This is a genomic window from Methylocella sp. (assembly GCA_037200525.1).
Classification (GTDB): domain Bacteria; phylum Pseudomonadota; class Alphaproteobacteria; order Rhizobiales; family Beijerinckiaceae; genus Methylocapsa.
Map to the genome: position 1 here is coordinate 1,212,607 of JBBCGG010000001.1, position 16,774 is coordinate 1,229,380.

Here is a 16,774-nt window from a genome sequence, read left to right on the forward strand (position 1 = left end):
TCATTGTCGCGGCCGCCGCTCTTTCTCGAACGAAAGCCAGCCAAAAGGGCGCGGCCTTATGCGCCCTCTATGATTGCTCGTCGAGGCGTGCGAGAGAAGTAGGCGCGCCCCGATCGATGTAACGCGGCTGACGCGTCAACTCATGGTCGGTATGATGAAGCTTTGGTCGGTTACAATGCCGCCCTGCGGCCAGCGCTGCGTTACGATTTTCGCCTTCGTGTAAAAACGGACGCCTTCCAATCCATATTGATTGACGTCGCCAAAGCCCGAACGTTTCCAGCCGCCAAAGCTGTGATAGGCGACGGGAACCGGAATCGGAACGTTGATGCCCACCATTCCAACATCAACCTTATGGGCGAATTCGCGCGCGGCTTGTCCATTGCGCGTGAAGATGGCGACGCCATTGCCGTAGGCGTGCTGGCTTGGCAGACGGATCGCCTGCTCGAGACTCTCCACACGCATTATTTGCAAAACCGGCCCGAAAATCTCGTCCCGGTAGCTCTGCATTTCCGGCGTGACGCGATCAAATAGGGTCGGGCCCAGAAAATAGCCGTTCTCATAGCCCTGCAGCTTGAAGTTGCGACCATCGAGGACGAGCTCCGCACCTTCATCGACGCCCATTTGAATATAATTTTCGATCCGCGCCTTATGTTGCGCCGAAACCACAGGCCCGTAGTGGGCTTCGGAATCGGTCGAGACGCCGACCCGCAGCGCTTCGATTGCCGGGATGAGCTTCGCCCGCAAGGCGTTCGCGGTTTTCTCCCCGACAGCGACAACGACGGGCAGCGCCATGCATCTCTCGCCGGCTGAGCCGTAGGCCGCGCCCAGCACGTCAGCGATCGTCTGATCGAGATCGGCGTCCGGCATGATGACTCCATGGTTCTTTGCCCCGCCCATGCATTGGACGCGTTTGCCCGCCGCGGCGCCTTTGCCATAAACATATTGGGCAATATCGGAAGAGCCGACAAAACTTACAGCTTTGATGTCGGGGTGCTCAAGGATCGCGTCAACAAGCGGTTTGCCGCCATGAACGACATTGAGTACGCCTTTCGGCAATCCCGCCTCGATTGCGAGTTCTGCCAGTCTCACAGGCACTGACGGATCGCGCTCGGACGGTTTCAGGATGAACGCATTGCCGCTCGCAATCGCGGGCGCGAACATCCACGTCGGAATCATCGCGGGAAAATTGAAAGGCGTTATGCCGGCGACGACGCCCAGCGGTTGCCGCATTGAATAAACGTCAATGCCGGGCCCGACGCCATCAGAATATTCGCCTTTGAGAAGATGCGGGATGCCGCAGGCGAATTCGACTACTTCGAGTCCGCGCTGGATGTCGCCTCTGGAATCGGCGAGCACTTTGCCGTGCTCCGCAGAGAGCATCTTGGCGAGTTCGTCCATCTTCGATTCGAGCAGACGCTTGAACTCGAACATGACTCGACTGCGGCGTTGCGGATTGAGCGCAGCCCAAGCGGTCTGCGCAGCGAGCGCGCTTTGGACAGCGGCGTTGAGCTCCTTGCCGCCGCCAAGTTCGACCTGCGCCTGCACGACGCCGACATTGGGATCGTAAACATCGCCAGCCCCGAACGAGGCGCCGCTGAAGCGGGCACCGTCAATATAATGTGAAATAATCCGCATCCGCTTACTCCATTTGCATCCGGCCTTTCGGATGCCTTGCAACGATGACTTCTCGCAGAAATCGAGCCTGGTATAAAAGAATCAATTTCAGTAAACCAATGCGCAAAAATGCGTAGCCGAGATTGGACGACCTTCAGGTCTTTCCCGTTGCGCCACATTGAGCAATGAGCGCCTCGAACTGAATGGCCGCGACGCACACATGGACATGATGCGCTCGCCGCACATCAACGATTGATCCATTGGATGAGAGGCTATCGAGCGCCATTAGATCGACGGACAAATGAAAATCGCCGATCAATCGCAGTCTATCCTGTTGCCGTAATACAACTCGCCTGGCAAATAGCGTTCGAAGTGGATAGCGCTTTCGGCGAATTCAATGGGATTGCGCATCGCAAATCCGCTGCGATCGGCTGGTGAGCGGCTTTCTTCCACGATAAGTTTTCTTCGTTCCCCCTCGGGGACCAGCGTGGCAGCGATTATTTCGCGCGGTCGCTCCCTGAGATCCCTCATTTCATTATTGCAGAAAGCGGGAAGGTGTTTCTCAAAAACCGATCTTCTTTGCTCAACTTTATGAAGCCTAAGATCATCGCAATGATAATCACATTTCGCTTACCGCGTGAGGAAACCCCCGTGACATTGATGAGTGGTAGACAATTTCGTCTTTAGCGCGCCCTGGGGGGGAACGCACAGATGGGAAGCCGCGACGCCAACAGGTCGTCGGTCTCCGGAGCTCCCAAAATCCTCAAGCTAATATCGTCAGCGTCAAGCGCGCAACGCGCCGCCAGGCGGAAGCGCTCTTGGCGCTCTCGGAGCAGGAATTTGTTGAGCTGTATCGCCTAAATGGATTGCGGCTTTGCAAGTCTGAGGGTGGCGGCATTGTGGTTGGGCCGCTCTGTAAAATGGATGGCTGAGCGCGCTTCGTAAGTGTGGGCCGTAACGAGCAGGCTACGTCCGAACTGGGGCCGTGACGTAGCAAGCGCCGAAGTTCCAACAAAGGCGCTGAGACTGAAGATGCATGCATTGAGGGCGTGAGCGCGTGGCGCAATGCACACCGGCGCGGTCATGATCCGAAGCCATAGAGCAAAACAAAAAGGGGGGAGTATTCATGAGGGGCGCCGATAATTTCGCCATTGCGGCGGTTTCGCCAGAACGGCGGGCTGCACCAAAAAACAAGCGCATTTTTTCGCTCGTTGCAAAAAGCTTGGTAATCCTAGCGGGGGCGACTCTCAGTCTGCCCGCCAATGCCCAGACGGCGGCCCCTTCGCAAGGTTATGACGTCATGACCTCGCCGAACCTCTTTGGCGATTGGAACGGACTGCGGACTTCCTTGCACAATCAAGGCGTCGATTTTCAATTGGGCTATGCGTCTGAAACCGTAACCAACTGGATGGGCGGCGATAAGCACCTCATAGAAAACGCTGGTCAGTTCCAACTGGGAAGCACCTTCGATCTCCAGCAGATATTCGGCATTCAGGGCGGCTCGTTCCAGGTCACCGTCGTCGAACGCAATGGCCGCAACCTTGCTGCCGATGCGAACCTTGGCACTTTGCAGCTCGTCAACGAAATCTACGGTCGCGGCGACATTTTTCGTCTCACTGATTTTTATTATGATCAGAAATTCGACAATGGCGCATTCGACTTCAAAATCGGCCGCTTGACCTATGGTGGAACTTTCGCGGCCTTTTCCTGCGATTTCATCAATCTGACCTTCTGCGGCGCACCTCCTGGCAACCTTGTCGGCTATATTTTCAACTGGCCCGTCAGCCAGTGGGCCGCGGTCGCGAAGGCCAATATCGGCGACTTCGGCTACGTCCAGGTGGGAGCCTACGATATCAATCCATCAAATCTCGATTTAAATCCGGGAATTGCTCTGGCGCCGTCCTTCCCGAATGGCTCGACCGGCGTGATGATACCCGTCGAAGCTGCTTGGCTTCCGACTTTCGGCAATCTGGCCGGCAGCTACAAATTCGGCGGCTGGTATGATACTTCCACGGCCAACGACGTGTTGCTGAATACCGCAGGCCAGCCGCTGGTTTTCGGCGGCACTCCCCAGAGAGACACGGGGCGCTGGGGCTATTACATCAACTTCAAGCAGCAGGTGACGGCGGACCCAACGGGCGCTGATCCCAAGCACGGCCTGTTTGGCTTCTTTAACGCCACCTTCACCGACGACAGAACCTCGACCACAGATCGTCAAATCGCCGGCGGCTTCCTCTACCACGGCCCCTTCGATTCGCGACCCAATGACGACATCGGCTTTGCAATAGGCACGACCCATGTCAACCCGCGGATCGCCGACGGAGAGGCAATCGCCAATGCGGCGGGCGTTGGTCAGGGCTTTACGCAAACCGGCGAGCTTACGACCGAAGTGTTTTATGGGCTTCAAGCCACTGGTTGGCTGAACCTCAAGGGCAGCTTGGAGTATATCCACAACCCTGGCGGCACAAACTTCTTCAAGGACGTTATCGTCAGCGCCGTCCGCGTCAGCATAACGTTCTAAGAATCGGCCACGACGAAGGCTCGATAAATTCGATAATGGGGGGTCGCGGACTGCAGTCGCCGGGACCTCTCTAATTTTGTGGAGCATCCTCGCGGTAAGTTCGAAGAGGGCGCTCCCCAAAAAAACCAGCGCAGACAACCCATCTCTAGTTCTTTGCGAAGAAGAGAGTTTGAAGGAAACAGTTAACTGAGTGTTTTTACCGGCAGAGGCCGGTGTCGCTCAATGACGGATTGCCGTTCGGAGAGACCGAGGGCATATTCCGCTCACAATTGGCCCTGGGCATGCTGCCGGTTCCGGTAGAACGCCCGGTTCTGATATCCTCAGGACCTAAGGTCGTCGGATAATTGCCAGGGTCGCGTTCCATACGGCGTTCGCCCTGGGCATGGCTCTGGCCCGTCGCCGCCACAAGCAGGACCGCGACGCTAAGTGCTTGAAGCATCTTCATAATTGATCGCCTTTCTTTTATAAGACAGGCTACTCCCGGTTGAAATACAACCTAACCCAACGCAGCAAGGGTCAGAGAGTTGCGCCGCGACAAATAGGGGTCTCGCTCAGAGAGGGATTGCCATTGGCTGAGACCGAGGGTTCATTCCGCTGGCAGTTGGCGCTGGGAGCGTTCTTCACGCCGACTGAGCGTCCGGCGGTGAGTTCATTTGAACCGGCGGCGACAGCATAATCGCCTGCGCTACGATGGGTGATTTGCCCGCTCTGAGCGTATGTGGCGGCCGTTGAGCTCGCGAGTATGGCTATTGCGCCAAGCGCTTGAATTATCTTCATAATAATTTTGCCCTTTCGGCTAAAGGCAGGCCTTTGGAAACCTGCGGGATTGAGCTATCCGCCTCGTCCGACGCTTGAGATGGCCACCCGGAGGACCGCTCGCTCCAATGACGCGGAGATAGTCGATGCCGTGCTGCGATGCAATATAGGCGGAGAATGTGTCGCACCCTGCTGCACTGCGAAGCCGGGCTAGTCGCCCATCAAATCAATGTGTTGTGAATGCTGCAGTGCGGATGGTGCGGTGCGGCGGGCAATTGGGATCGGGAGGCCGCTCCAGCCGAATGAATCCGCGCTTTTGGCTGTCGGCGAGGCTGAATTAGTCGCGGGGCTACCCATCAGCCGCTGAAGATAGCGCTTGGGACAAGGCGCGAGGCTTTAGCGCCGAAGACGGCGCTGATAAGCCGCCGTCAAACGGCAGCATTGAGGGCGAATGGCGGTCAAGTTCAAGCATATGGGCGGCCCGAAGGCCCCACCCGACCCGATCGACCGCCGGCCAGTCTGGCCACGCGATCGGCAAGCTCCATTACATGGACGGACGTCTGGGAATTATGAGGCCTTGCGCCGGTTGTTTATCGAGTCGAACAGCACCGCCAGAAAAATGACGGCCCCTTGGATGAACTGCACCCAGAAGGGTTCGACGTTATTCAAGGTCAGTCCGTTGTTGATGACGCCGATCAGCAGAACCCCAAGGATCGTGCCGAGCATGCTGCCGCGACCGCCAAACAGCGACGCCCCGCCGATCACCACGGCTGCAATCGCGTTGAGCTCCAATCCGCTCGCGGCGATGGGCTGCGCCGAGTCAAGCCGCCCGGTCAGGACAACGCCGCCAAGGCCCGCCAAGGCGCCCGAAATCACGTAAACGAGGATCAATGTGCGCCGCGCCGGAATGCCGGCCATGACGGCGGCTTCCCGATTGCCGCCTACCGCATAGACCTCGCTGCCGAACACCGTTTTGCTGAGCACGAAAGCCCCTATGCCGAGGGCCGCGAGCGAGATGATGGCCGCGATAGGGAAAAAGCCAATGAGGCCGCCCCCGATTGCGTCGAAAGCATCGTCGAAGCCGAAGATCGTTTGACCGTTCGGCAGGATGAAAGACAGGCCTCGCGCCATCGCCATAGCCGCGAGCGTGACGATGAAGGGATTCATGCCGAGTAAGGCGACAGCCACGCCGTTGAAGATCCCGCAGCCGGCCCCGACCAGAATCCCTATCGCTACAGCCGCCGGAATGGGGACATGAGCGTGCAGCGCCATGCCGACGACTACGCCCGACAACGCTACGACTGCGCCGGACGACAAGTCGATCCCGCCCGTGATGATCACGAAGGTCTGTCCGCACGCCACGATCGCGATCAGCGAACTCGCCGCCAGGATCGCCATGATATTTGCCGTCGACAGGAATGACGACGTCATGAGGGACAGGTAGAGCACGATCGCCGCGAACGCGATGATGATCGCGATCTCGCTGACATCGGCCTCGAGCCATCGCCACAAGGGGCGCTTCTGATCGGTTTCAGTCATGGTTTCATTGTGGCTTATGATATTTATCCGACAGCGGCGAGCGACATGATGCGATCCTGACTGAATTGCGCGCGTTCGACTTCGCCAACCATTCGACCGGCGCGCAGAACGCCGATGCGATCGCATAAGCCGAGGAGCTCCAGCAGGTCCGAGGACACGATCAGGATCGCGGCTCCCCTGGCCGCGACTTCACCGATCAGATTGTAAACTTCAACCTTGGCTCCGACATCGACGCCGCGCGTCGGCTCATCCAGCATGAACACGCGCGGCCCGATGCCGATGGCGCGTGCGAGAACGATCTTCTGCTGATTGCCGCCGGAAAGCCGCCGCACTTCCTGCCTCGACGAGTCGGCGCGAATGCGCAGCGATTTGATCGAGCTCTCGGCGAACTGCTCCAACGCGCGGTCTGACAGGATCCCCCAACGCGATAAAGCTTCGAGGGCGGACATCGTCAGATTCCGACGTATGGAAAACGAAAGGATCAGTCCTTCCAGCTTGCGGTCTTCCGGCGTCAGCACGACGCCTTGCCGCAAGGAGCGGCGCGGCGAAAAAGGGACGAAAGCCTTTCCCGAAACTTTGAGGCGCCCCGCCGTGGCGGGCAGCGCTCCAAAGATGGTCTTGAGCACCTCCGTCCGGCCCGCTCCGACGAGCCCGGCAAGGCCATAGATTTCGCCGGCGCGAACGTTGAACGACACATTTTCGAACCGGCCCTTGCTCGAAAGTCCTTGCACGTCGAGAACGATGGCCCCAAGCGCGATAGCTTTTTTGGGAAAGAATTTGTCGATGGGGCGATTGACCATGGTCTGCACCAAGGCTTCCTTGGTCCAACCCGCGGCCGGCCGAACTTCCACGGAAAGGCCGTCGCGCATGACCGCGATGCGATCGCAGATCGCGAACACCTCTTCGAGATGGTGGCTGATAAAAATGACGCCGACGCCATCCGCCTTGAGCGCCCGGATCTTCTTCTTCAGAAGTTCGACTTCGTGGCCGGTCAGGGCCGCCGTCGGCTCGTCCATGACGATGATGCGCGCCCGCCTGCGCAAAGCCCGCGCGATCTCGACCAGTTGACGCTGCGCCAGCGAGAGGCTGCGGATCTTTGTGGTCGGGGAAATGTCGAGCCCGATCCGCTTCAGCGCGGCGCGCGTCTCCCAGAGCAGGCGCGTCCTGCGGATCGCGCCAAAGCCGTTCCTCGGCAGCGCGCCCGCAAAGATGTTTTCCGCGACGGTCCGGTCCGGAAACAGGCTGAGTTCCTGGTGCACCACTGTGATGCCCGCCTGCAGCGCCTCGCGCGGGTCGCAAGGCGCGAAGAGCTTTCCCTGCAGCCATATCGAGCCATGGTTTGGCTGATGAACGCCCGCTAGAATCTTAATCAGCGTCGACTTGCCGGCTCCGTTCTCCCCCACGATGCCGAGAACCTCGCCGGCATCGAGCGTGAGTGAAACATCGGTCAATACCGACACTCCCAAAAACGCTTTGGAAACGTGGCGCATGTCAAGAAGATGAGACATCGCAAGCGCTCCTCAATCTGCTCTAGACGCTGTCGGCCCAAAGGCCATAGCGTTTTACTTCCGCGCTATCGATGTTAGCTTTGGTCACGAGGATATGAGGCCAGTACTCGTGCGCTGGAATGCGCGTCTTGTCGCCGTGGAAATAAACGTCGACGTATCGCACCGCCTGGATCGCCATCGTGAGCGGGTTCTGCGATAGCGTCGCATTCATGTCGCCCTTGCGGATGGCCGTGAGGGCCTGCTCGGCGCCGTCGATCCCGATAATAATAATGTGCTTTGGATCATCGAGCGGGGCGTTCCGGCCGGCTTGGCGGATCGCTCGCAGTGCGCCGACCGCATTGTCATCGTTGCCGTTGAACACCGCGTCGATTTGTGGATTGGCGGCCATGATCTGGCTCATCAGGTTAAACGCTTTTTCCTGATCGAATTGCGCTTCCTGGCGCGCCACCAGCTTCAACCCGGGATTGCCGGCCTGGAGCTTGCTGAACTCATCCATGAAACCCTTGTCGCGCGCGTCGCCAGCCGTAGCGCCGAGCAGACCCACCAGATTGACTACGTTGCCCTGAATCTTGCCGTACCGCTGTTTCAGCCTGTCCGCGATGAACTGCGCGCCTTGCTGGCCGAGCGCTACATTGTCGGTTTCGAGGAAGTTGGTCTGGCAATCGCCGCAGGCCGCGCCGCGGTCGAGCGTGAACACCGGAATTTTCTTCTTGTCGGCCTGCTGAACGGCGGGCGCGATGGCGTTGGCGTTGACTGGGTTTAGGATCAGCGCATCAACCTGTTGGTTGATGAGATCGATGACCATGCTGGCCTGAGTATTGGCGTCCCCATTTGCGTTGGTGTTGAGGAGCGTGACGCCCGGATAATCTTTTACTGCTTCAACGACGCTCTTGGTCATGCCTTGAAAATAGGGATTGGCGAGCGTAGAGACGTTGTAACCGATCTTCAGCGGCTTATTTTGAGCGCGCGCCAGGCCGGGCGACATGCTGAGTGCGGCCAAGCCGCCAATCGCCGTCACGACTTCGCGTCGGTTCATTATTTCCTCCCGAAGGCCAGCCGATCTGTTCGGTCTTTGCGGCCATTACGTCAGACTGTGGAGCAACACGGTCATCTGTCAAGATCAATGTTAGCGCAATCAGCTAGTTGTCATCGCGCCGTCCTGGCTTTCATCGCTTGCGCGGCGGGGTTGATGCCTGCGCGATCGCGAACGCTTCGTTCGCCAATGCGCCGCGTAAATCGGCGCTGTCGCACGTCTAAAACGTCGTCGATGTCGAGCGCTATGGCAAAGCATCACCCTTGGACGAAGGATGAGGCCCTTTCTTAATAAGTTGCGCGTCCGCCGGAGAGATCAAAAATGGCGCCGGTCGAAAATGCGCAATCCTCCGAGGCGAGCCAAGCGATCATCGCCGCCGCTTCTTCAACCTGCAGGAATCGGTTCATCGGAATTTTCGACAGCATGAAATCAATATGTTCCTGCTTCATCTGATCGAAAAGTTCGGTTTTGGCGGCCGCCGGCGCAATCGCGTTGACGAGAACGCCGGTCGTCGCGAGCTCCTTGCCGAGCGATTTCGTAAGGCCGATCAAGCCGGCCTTGGATGCTGAATAATGGGAGGCGTTCGCATTGCCTTCTTTTCCGGCAATGGAGGCGACGTTGATGATCCGCCCCCAATTGTTCTTGAGCATTTCTGGCGCGATGGCGCGGCAGGTCAGAAAGGGCGCGATGAGATTGACCTCGACCACGCGGCGCCAAACATCGGCCGGAAGCTCCCATAGCTTGCCGTTGCCGCCAGTGATTCCGGCGTTATTGACGAGAATATCGATTCTGCCGCGCTGTTCGGCGAGCGCTTTCGCGCCTTTCTGGACGGAAGCTTCGTCGGTCAACTCCACGCTCCTTGCCGTGACGACGCCAAGCGTCTTGAGAGCGGCTGTCGCTTCGGCCAATCGGCCTGCGTCGACATCCCATAGCTCGACAATCGCGCCAGAGGCGAGCATGCGCTCAGCTGCCGCAAAGCCGAGCCCGCGCGCGCCTCCGGTGATGATTGCAACCCGACCATTCAAATCAATCTTGTTCATTCTTCGATTCTTTCAATTCAAGCGGCGACGGTCGTCTGGTTCTGTCCGCCGAGCCGCATCTTTTGGCCGGGCTGCCTGTCCTCTTGCACAATTCGCGCGTCGCCTGCGGCGTCCACGCCCGTTTCGCGCGAGTCTGTTCAGGTCTTGCGCAGGCCTCCCCGACGACCGCCGTCAAGCTTTGATGAAGCTTGCCGCTCGACCGTCGCCGTCATGTCTAGCGGATTGAGCCAATGGGCGAAGGCGCTCCGATCGGCGCCTGGGGTAACGCGTTCGACGCCGATGCTGATCACCTTCTTCATCGCGGCATGCGCGGCTTGCGGATCGCGTTGCTCAATGGCTTCGACGATCCGCAGATGATTCTCGCTGATGACTTCCGTCCGCTCCGCCACCTTGTCCGAGGAGCTGAGCCGGAAAGCCGCCAACAAGGCGGCTTCAATGATCGAGCCCACCGAACGCAGAAATGGATTCTTCGAGGTTTCGGCAAGCGCAAGATGGAAGTTCAAGTCTGCCACCGCCAGGGTTTCCGGCGTGTGATCTTGGCGGCCCATTTCCTTGGCGAGGTCTTTCAGACGGGAGATGTCGTCCGCGCTCGCTCGTTCAGCGGCGAGCGCCGCTGCGAATGGTTCAAACGCCAGGCGGACTTCGCTGATGTTGGCGAAGAAAGCGCTGTCCAATTCCGTCTCGAGATGCCAGGCGAGCACGTCGGCGTCAAACAAGTTCCAGCGGTTGCGTTCGCAGACGCGCGTGCCGACTCTGGCGCGGGATGTGATCAACCCTTTCGCCGACAAGGTTTTCATCGCCTCACGCAGCACCGTTCGCGAAACCTGGAACCTCGCCAGCAATTCGGCGTCGCCGGGCAAATTTTGGCCAACCGGGAAATCGCCATGCGTGATGGCCCGACCAAGCTGCTCGGCGACGTCGGCGTGGCTGTTGCGCGCCTTGTGGGCCGAAAACCCGTTTTCAAGCATGCTCATGGTGAAGCCGCAATGTGTTGCATCGTCTGACGCTTCCGGCCGGAGACCCAAAGGATGGCATTACCAACAACGTGAAACAGACCAAAAATCCTTTCTATGACTTACGCCGCTCAGCCTGCCGCGTTGGAAAAGGCATAGATGGTTGTCTGGCGATAGACCTCGCCAGGATCGAGGCGGATGGACGGAAAATTCGGTTGGTTCGGGGAATCAGGGTAGTGCTGGCATTCAAGACACAGCGCGTGATGGCGAGGATAGGGCCGTCCCGTCTTGCCTTTGATCGAGCCATCGAGGAAATTGCCGCTGTAGACTTGAACGCCGGGCGTCGTCGTCGACATCGTCATTACGCGGCCAGAGCCCGGATGATAGACCGTCGCGGCAAGCCGAGGGGTCACGGTCACGCCGCCGCGCAGGCAAAAATTATGGTCGATGCCCCCGCCGATCGCAATCTGCGGGTCGCCCAAGTCGAGAACTCGCGCGCGGAGCGCGGCAGGAGCTCGGAAGTCGAAGGCGGTTCCCTTCACCGGAGCTTCGGCCCCGAGCGGAATCGCGGTGGCGTCGACCGGCAAATAACTGTCGGCCTCCAAGGTCAGCACATGATCCAATATGCCTTCGGAAGACGCCTCGCCGGCGAGATTGAAATAGCTGTGATTGGTAAGGTTGACGATCGTTGGGCGATCGCAGCGCGCCTCATAGGAAATGACCAGCGCATTCCCCTCAAGGCTGTAGCTAACTCGCGCCTCAAGGCTCCCCGGAAAGCCTTCGTCGCCATCGGGGCTCGCATAGCCAAACTGCACCGAATTCTCGGAGCGCCGCATCAGCCGCCAGACTGCGGTATCGAACCCCTTCAGTCCTCCGTGCAGGGCGTTCGGCCCGTTGTTGGCGGCAATTCGATATGCCTGTCCGTCGAGGGAGAATGAGCCTTTGGCGATCCGATTGGCGACCCGCCCGATGGTGACGCCGAAGAAGCTGTTCCGATGCGCCCGATAGCCTTCAACGCTCGCGTGTCCAAGAACGACATCCGCTGTCCGCCCTTCGCGATCTCTGACCCGCAGAGATTGCAAGGCGGCGCCGAAAGGCAGGATGTCGGCCTCAACTCCCTCGCCATCGACGAGTTGGATCAGCCCTTGCGCATCGTTCATTAAGCGTCACCAAAATCCATCTTGCTATTTATCATATAATATACAATCAATGAAAAAAACAAGGATGAATTCGCAAGGATGAATTCGAAAGAGTGAGGCATATGGGAGGCTCGATCGTCGGAAATCTTGCGCGCAGGCCCGGCCAGTGGAGGCTGGTCTTTGGGGCTGCGCTTTTGTCTCTTGCCGCCGTCGGCAGGATCGAAGCCGGCGATGCGTTCGCTGCCAAGACCGGACACTCCAAGCCATGACCGCAGAAAGCATCGCCGTCGGTCTCCTAGGGGTCGGAAAGATCGCTCGCGACCAGCATGTCCCAGCCCTCAGCCGCAATCCCCGTTATGTTCTGGCGGCCACCGCCAGCCATGATCATGGCGTCAATCGCATCGACAAAATCCCCTCCTATCCAAGCCTTGCGGCGATGCTGGAGGCAGTCCCGAACTTGGGGGCAGTGGCTTTGTGCGTGCCGCCCGCGCCCCGCTACGCCCTGGCCCGCGCCGCCCTGCTCGCCGGCAAACATGTGTTGTTGGAAAAGCCGCCCGGCGCCTCGACCAGCGAGGTTCATCATCTGATCGAACTCGCCCGCGAGAGGTCGCTATGTTTGTTCGCGGCGTGGCATTCGCAATTCGCGCCGGCGCCGGCAGTGGCCAAAGCGTGGTTGGCGGGCCGCAAAATCCGCTCGGCGCGCATCATCTGGAAGGAGGATGTCAATTTTTGGCACCCCGGCCAGGAATGGATCTGGGAGCCGGGCGGTTTCGGCGTGTTCGATCCGGGCATCAACGCATTGTCGATCGCCAGCGTGATTTTGCCGGGCGATCTCAGTGTCGCCAGCGCAACCCTGATCTTCCCGGAAAACCGCCAGACCCCAATCGCCGCGCGGCTATCTCTTCGTCTCGATGACGTGGTGGTCGAAGCGGAGTTCGATTGGCGGCAAACCGGGCCGCAGACCTGGGATATCACGGTCGAAACCGATGCGGGCCAGCTGCATCTGTCGAAAGGCGGCGGCGCTTTAACCCTTGCAGGCAAAGCCGCCATCCTGCCTCCTGAAGCTGAATATGATGGCGTTTACGAACGGTTCGCGACCTTGATCGATCAACGTCGAATCGGGGTCGATGCGCGCCCGCTGCACCTCGTCGCCGACGCGCATCTCATCGCCGCGCGTGAAATCGCCAAAGCATTTTATTGAAGGAACAGGAAACAATGACTACGCCAGCTCTGCGCAGGTTGCGTTCTCGCGCCTGGTTCGACAATCCGCATAACGCCGATATGACGGCGCTCTATCTCGAGCGCTACATGAATTACGGCATTTCGCGCGAGGAGCTGCAATCGGGCAAGCCAATCATCGGCATCGCCCAGACGGGTTCTGATCTTTCCCCGTGCAACCGGCATCACCTGGTGTTGGCGGAACGCGTGCGAGATGGCATCCGCGAAGCCGGCGGGATCCCGCTGGAATTTCCGGTGCATCCGATCCAGGAAACCGGCAAGCGCCCGACCGCAGGACTTGACCGCAATCTGGCTTATCTGGGGCTCGTCGAAGTTCTTTACGGCTATCCGCTCGATGGCGTCGTCCTCACAATCGGCTGTGACAAGACCACTCCGGCGGCCCTGATGGCGGCGGCGACCGTCAATATTCCCGCCATCGCCTTGTCGGTTGGGCCGATGCTGAACGGATGGTTCCGGGGCGAGCGCACCGGATCGGGCACCATCGTCTGGAAGGCGCGCGAGATGATGGCGAAGGGGCAGCTCGACTACACCGGATTTATAGATCTCGTCGCCTCTTCCGCGCCGTCCACGGGTTACTGCAACACCATGGGCACCGCAACGACCATGAATTCCCTCGCCGAGGCGCTCGGGATGCAATTGCCGGGCTCGGCGGCTATCCCCGCGCCCTATCGCGATCGCCAGGAAATTTCATGGCGGACCGGCAAGCGGATTGTGGCGATGGTGCACGACGATCTGAAGCCGTCGGACATCATGACGCGAGACGCTTTCATCAACGCCATTTGCGTCAACAGCGCCATTGGCGGTTCGTCGAACGCGCCGATCCATTTGAATGCGATCGCCCGCCATCTCGGAGTGAAACTCTCGCTCGATGATTGGCAGACCTATGGCGAAGACATTCCGCTTCTGGTCAATCTTCAGCCGGCCGGCGAATATCTTGGCGAGGATTATTATCACGCTGGAGGCGTTCCTGCCGTCGTGCGCCAGCTGATGGACAAAGGCCTGATCGCCGAAAATGCGATGACGGTCAACGGCAAGACCATCGGGGAGAACTGCCGCAGCGCTGAAATCCTGAGCGAGGAGGTCATTCGCCCGTTCGATCGGCCATTGAGGAAAAAGGCTGGGTTTCGCGTTCTGCGCGGCAATCTTTTCTCATCCGCGATTATGAAGATGAGCGTCGTCTCGAAGGAGTTTTACGACCGCTATTTGAGTAACCCCGCCGACCCGAACGCCTTTGAAGGCAGGGCGGTCGTCTTCGACGGTCCGGAAGATTACCATGCTCGCATCGACGATCCAGCGCTTGGTATCGAGGCCGACACGTTGTTGTTCATGCGCGGCGCCGGTCCGATCGGCTATCCAGGCGGCGCCGAGGTCGTCAATATGCGCGCCCCGGATTATCTGATCCGCAAGGGCGTCAGCGCCTTGGTCTGCATCGGCGACGGGCGGCAATCTGGCACCTCCGGTTCGCCCTCGATCCTGAACGCCTCGCCCGAGGCGGCGGCGGGCGGCAATCTCGCTCTGTTGCGCACGGGAGACAGGATCAGAGTCGATCTCAATGTGGGCACGGTGAATGTTCTGATTTCGGACGAAGAGCTCGCCGAACGACGCGCGGCGCTGGAAGCCGAAGGGGGCTACGCTTATCCCGCCCACCAAACGCCGTGGCAGGAGATTCAGCGCAGTTTCGTTGGGCAGTTTGAAACCGGCGCGACGCTCGAACTTTCGGTCAAATACCAGAATATCGCCGAAACCAAGGGGCTTCCCCGTGACAGCCACTGAGGCGATGGCGAGGCGGACGAGGGCCGACGCAATCGCGGCGGACTGGATCGCAGTCGATTGGGGCACAAGTCGCCTGCGAGGCTGGGCGATGACGGCTGATGGAGCGGTCATCGCCGCGCGCCAGAGCGGTCAAGGCATGGGCGACCTCGCCGCCGATCAATTCGAGGATCGCTTCTTGGAGATGATCGCGGGTTGGGCCGATCCAGATGCAACGACGAGAGCGATCGTCTGCGGCATGGCCGGAGCGCGCGAAGGTTGGGTCGAGGCCGGCTATCGCTCCGCGCCGGCGGTCCTCGGGACGCCCACGGCCGCGACGATCGCGCCGACGCGCTCCGCCCGGCTGCGGGTTTATATCCTCGCAGGCGTCAGTCAGGCTGATCCGCCGGATGTGATGCGCGGCGAAGAGACCCAGATCGCCGGACTAATGGCGACGCAACCGGATTTCGACGGCTGGATCGTGCTGCCCGGCACGCATACCAAATGGGCGAGAGTCGACGGCGGTCGCCTGCGCCATTTCTTTACCTGCATGACCGGGGAGCTGTTCCAGCTCCTTGGCTCTCATTCCATCTTGCGCCGGTTGGTCCATGCTGAAAACTCAATTTCCGAGAGCGATTGGAATTTGGAGCAGTTCGACGATGCCGTGCAAGGGGCTCTGGCTGATCCGGCTGGGCTTACCCGGCGCCTCTTTGGTCTTCGCGCGCGGGCTTTGCTGCGCGGGTTGGACGGGAGAGCCGCCCGCGCGCGTTTGTCGGGAGAGTTGATCGGGGCGGAAGTAAGCTATGGCCTGCGCAGCGTTTCCGGCCCGCCTATCGCGCTGATCGGAGCCGACGCGCTCTGCGCGCTGTATCGACGCGCGTTCGCGCAAGTCGGAGTTCATGCCGAAACGCATTCCGCCGAGGCCATGACCCTCGCCGGCCTATCCGCCGCCTGGGAAGGACTGAAATATGCGTGAAATCATCGCCATTCTGCGCGGCCTGCCGCCGCGAGACGCGGAAGCCGTCGGCGCGGCCCTGATCGCGGCCGGCGTTACTCAGATCGAGGTGCCGCTGAATTCGCCACAGCCCTTCGCCAGCATTGCAACTTTGAGCGCCCGCTTCGGCGCGCAAGCGCTGATTGGAGCCGGCACCGTTCTCAACCCGCAGAACGTGGCGCAGGCGGCAGCCGCCGGGGCGCGCTTGATCCTCGCGCCAAATTGCGATCCCGACGTTATCCGCGCCGCGCGCGACCACGGCCTGACCGTTTTGCCAGGCGTCTTCACCGCCACCGAGTGCTTCGCCGCGCTGAAGGCCGGGGCGAACGGGCTGAAACTGTTTCCCGCGTTCAAGCTCGGCCTCGATGGCTTCAAAGCGCTGGCCGCAGTGCTGCCGTCTGAGACCCGTTGCTACGCGGTTGGCGGAGTCGGACCGCAGGATTTTGGGGCCTGGAAAACCGCCGGCGCGCACGGATTCGGCATTGGCGCAGCGCTTTACCGGCCTGGCGATGCGGCTGCGGTTGTTGCAGAGCGGGCGCGAGAATTGGTTGCGGCCTATGAACTCGCTTCGCCGTCGGGGGAGCCGATTTGCGCGCCCTGTTTGTGACCTCCCCCTGGCGTCCGCTGGCCGGCGAGCGACGCGCAGCCGAGACGCGAGCCGGAGATCCGTACCGCATTCAGTTCGGGGG

16 protein-coding genes are annotated in these 16,774 nt (G+C 59.9%); 5 read left to right on the forward strand and 11 right to left on the reverse strand.

What is annotated here, in order from left to right; all coding sequences use genetic code 11:
* Nucleotides 1–135 precede the first annotated feature (135 nt).
* From WDN46_05725 to WDN46_05735, 3 genes are all read right to left on the reverse strand, one after another.
* Complete coding sequence (locus WDN46_05725) at nucleotides 136–1,635, reverse strand: CoA-acylating methylmalonate-semialdehyde dehydrogenase (protein MEJ0092926.1); 1,500 nt, start codon at nucleotides 1,633–1,635, stop codon at nucleotides 136–138.
* A gap of 133 nt (nucleotides 1,636–1,768) precedes the next feature.
* Entirely contained in the window at nucleotides 1,769–1,933 is a 165-nt protein-coding gene (locus WDN46_05730; protein ID MEJ0092927.1) for a hypothetical protein, read from the reverse strand.
* Nucleotides 1,930–2,145 (reverse strand): hypothetical protein, encoded by a 216-nt coding sequence (locus tag WDN46_05735; protein ID MEJ0092928.1) that lies wholly within the window; start codon nucleotides 2,143–2,145, stop codon nucleotides 1,930–1,932. The genes WDN46_05730 and WDN46_05735 overlap by 4 nt, the downstream gene beginning before the upstream one ends.
* A gap of 691 nt (nucleotides 2,146–2,836) precedes the next feature.
* On the opposite strand from WDN46_05735, the gene WDN46_05740 reads away from it, so the two are divergent.
* The gene (locus WDN46_05740) at nucleotides 2,837–4,135 is read left to right on the forward strand and encodes a carbohydrate porin (GenBank protein MEJ0092929.1); all 1,299 of its coding nucleotides are present in this window, start codon (nucleotides 2,837–2,839) and stop codon (nucleotides 4,133–4,135) included.
* A gap of 196 nt (nucleotides 4,136–4,331) precedes the next feature.
* Here WDN46_05740 and WDN46_05745 read toward each other — a convergent pair whose 3' ends face one another.
* The 8 genes from WDN46_05745 to WDN46_05780 all read right to left on the reverse strand — a co-directional run bounded on the left by WDN46_05745 (nucleotide 4,332) and on the right by WDN46_05780 (nucleotide 12,360).
* Nucleotides 4,332–4,580: a hypothetical protein gene (locus WDN46_05745; protein ID MEJ0092930.1), complete on the reverse strand. Its 249-nt coding sequence runs from the start codon at nucleotides 4,578–4,580 to the stop codon at nucleotides 4,332–4,334.
* A gap of 878 nt (nucleotides 4,581–5,458) precedes the next feature.
* On the reverse strand, nucleotides 5,459–6,430 hold the full coding sequence (locus tag WDN46_05750; protein ID MEJ0092931.1) for an ABC transporter permease: 972 nt from the start codon (nucleotides 6,428–6,430) through the stop codon (nucleotides 5,459–5,461).
* Between the two features lie 23 nt (nucleotides 6,431–6,453).
* A complete protein-coding gene (locus WDN46_05755) occupies nucleotides 6,454–7,938 on the reverse strand; it encodes a sugar ABC transporter ATP-binding protein (protein ID MEJ0092932.1) in 1,485 nt (494 codons plus the stop codon).
* Between the two features lie 22 nt (nucleotides 7,939–7,960).
* Nucleotides 7,961–8,974, reverse strand: a complete 1,014-nt coding sequence (locus WDN46_05760) for a sugar ABC transporter substrate-binding protein (protein ID MEJ0092933.1) — start codon at nucleotides 8,972–8,974, stop codon at nucleotides 7,961–7,963.
* Nucleotides 8,975–9,258: 284 nt separating this feature from the next.
* Nucleotides 9,259–10,011: an SDR family NAD(P)-dependent oxidoreductase gene (locus WDN46_05765; GenBank protein ID MEJ0092934.1), complete on the reverse strand. Its 753-nt coding sequence runs from the start codon at nucleotides 10,009–10,011 to the stop codon at nucleotides 9,259–9,261.
* A gap of 137 nt (nucleotides 10,012–10,148) precedes the next feature.
* On the reverse strand, nucleotides 10,149–10,979 hold the full coding sequence (locus WDN46_05770; protein ID MEJ0092935.1) for a FadR/GntR family transcriptional regulator: 831 nt from the start codon (nucleotides 10,977–10,979) through the stop codon (nucleotides 10,149–10,151).
* Between the two features lie 116 nt (nucleotides 10,980–11,095).
* On the reverse strand, nucleotides 11,096–12,124 hold the full coding sequence (locus WDN46_05775; GenBank protein MEJ0092936.1) for an aldose epimerase family protein: 1,029 nt from the start codon (nucleotides 12,122–12,124) through the stop codon (nucleotides 11,096–11,098).
* Nucleotides 12,124–12,360, reverse strand: a complete 237-nt coding sequence (locus WDN46_05780; GenBank protein MEJ0092937.1) for a hypothetical protein — start codon at nucleotides 12,358–12,360, stop codon at nucleotides 12,124–12,126. Before WDN46_05780 ends, WDN46_05775 begins: the two co-directional genes overlap by 1 nt.
* 8 nt (nucleotides 12,361–12,368) lie before the next feature.
* On the opposite strand from WDN46_05780, the gene WDN46_05785 reads away from it, so the two are divergent.
* From WDN46_05785 to WDN46_05800, 4 genes are read left to right on the forward strand one after another with little or no spacing between them, the layout of a single operon-like run.
* Complete coding sequence (locus WDN46_05785) at nucleotides 12,369–13,304, forward strand: Gfo/Idh/MocA family oxidoreductase (protein ID MEJ0092938.1); 936 nt, start codon at nucleotides 12,369–12,371, stop codon at nucleotides 13,302–13,304.
* Between the two features lie 14 nt (nucleotides 13,305–13,318).
* On the forward strand, nucleotides 13,319–15,115 hold the full coding sequence (locus tag WDN46_05790; GenBank protein ID MEJ0092939.1) for an IlvD/Edd family dehydratase: 1,797 nt from the start codon (nucleotides 13,319–13,321) through the stop codon (nucleotides 15,113–15,115).
* Nucleotides 15,102–16,067: a 2-dehydro-3-deoxygalactonokinase gene (locus WDN46_05795; GenBank protein ID MEJ0092940.1), complete on the forward strand. Its 966-nt coding sequence runs from the start codon at nucleotides 15,102–15,104 to the stop codon at nucleotides 16,065–16,067. The genes WDN46_05790 and WDN46_05795 overlap by 14 nt, the downstream gene beginning before the upstream one ends.
* Nucleotides 16,060–16,692: a 2-dehydro-3-deoxy-6-phosphogalactonate aldolase gene (locus WDN46_05800; protein MEJ0092941.1), complete on the forward strand. Its 633-nt coding sequence runs from the start codon at nucleotides 16,060–16,062 to the stop codon at nucleotides 16,690–16,692. Before WDN46_05795 ends, WDN46_05800 begins: the two co-directional genes overlap by 8 nt.
* The last annotated feature ends 82 nt before the right edge of the window (nucleotides 16,693–16,774 follow it).

Excerpts from the sequence above, each read along its gene's own strand:
- WDN46_05725 (MEJ0092926.1), bottom strand. The coding sequence starts at position 1,635 with ATGCGGATTATTTCACATTATATTGACGGTGCCCGCTTCAGCGGCGCC.
- WDN46_05735 (MEJ0092928.1), bottom strand. The coding sequence starts at position 2,145 with ATGAGGGATCTCAGGGAGCGACCGCGCGAAATAATCGCTGCCACGCTG.
- WDN46_05745 (MEJ0092930.1), bottom strand. The coding sequence starts at position 4,580 with ATGAAGATGCTTCAAGCACTTAGCGTCGCGGTCCTGCTTGTGGCGGCG.
- WDN46_05750 (MEJ0092931.1), bottom strand. The coding sequence starts at position 6,430 with ATGACTGAAACCGATCAGAAGCGCCCCTTGTGGCGATGGCTCGAGGCC.
- WDN46_05755 (MEJ0092932.1), bottom strand. The coding sequence starts at position 7,938 with ATGTCTCATCTTCTTGACATGCGCCACGTTTCCAAAGCGTTTTTGGGA.
- WDN46_05760 (MEJ0092933.1), bottom strand. The coding sequence starts at position 8,974 with ATGAACCGACGCGAAGTCGTGACGGCGATTGGCGGCTTGGCCGCACTC.
- WDN46_05765 (MEJ0092934.1), bottom strand. The coding sequence starts at position 10,011 with ATGAACAAGATTGATTTGAATGGTCGGGTTGCAATCATCACCGGAGGC.
- WDN46_05770 (MEJ0092935.1), bottom strand. The coding sequence starts at position 10,979 with ATGCTTGAAAACGGGTTTTCGGCCCACAAGGCGCGCAACAGCCACGCC.
- WDN46_05775 (MEJ0092936.1), bottom strand. The coding sequence starts at position 12,124 with ATGAACGATGCGCAAGGGCTGATCCAACTCGTCGATGGCGAGGGAGTT.
- WDN46_05785 (MEJ0092938.1), top strand. The coding sequence starts at position 12,369 with ATGACCGCAGAAAGCATCGCCGTCGGTCTCCTAGGGGTCGGAAAGATC.
- WDN46_05790 (MEJ0092939.1), top strand. The coding sequence starts at position 13,319 with ATGACTACGCCAGCTCTGCGCAGGTTGCGTTCTCGCGCCTGGTTCGAC.
- WDN46_05800 (MEJ0092941.1), top strand. The coding sequence starts at position 16,060 with ATGCGTGAAATCATCGCCATTCTGCGCGGCCTGCCGCCGCGAGACGCG.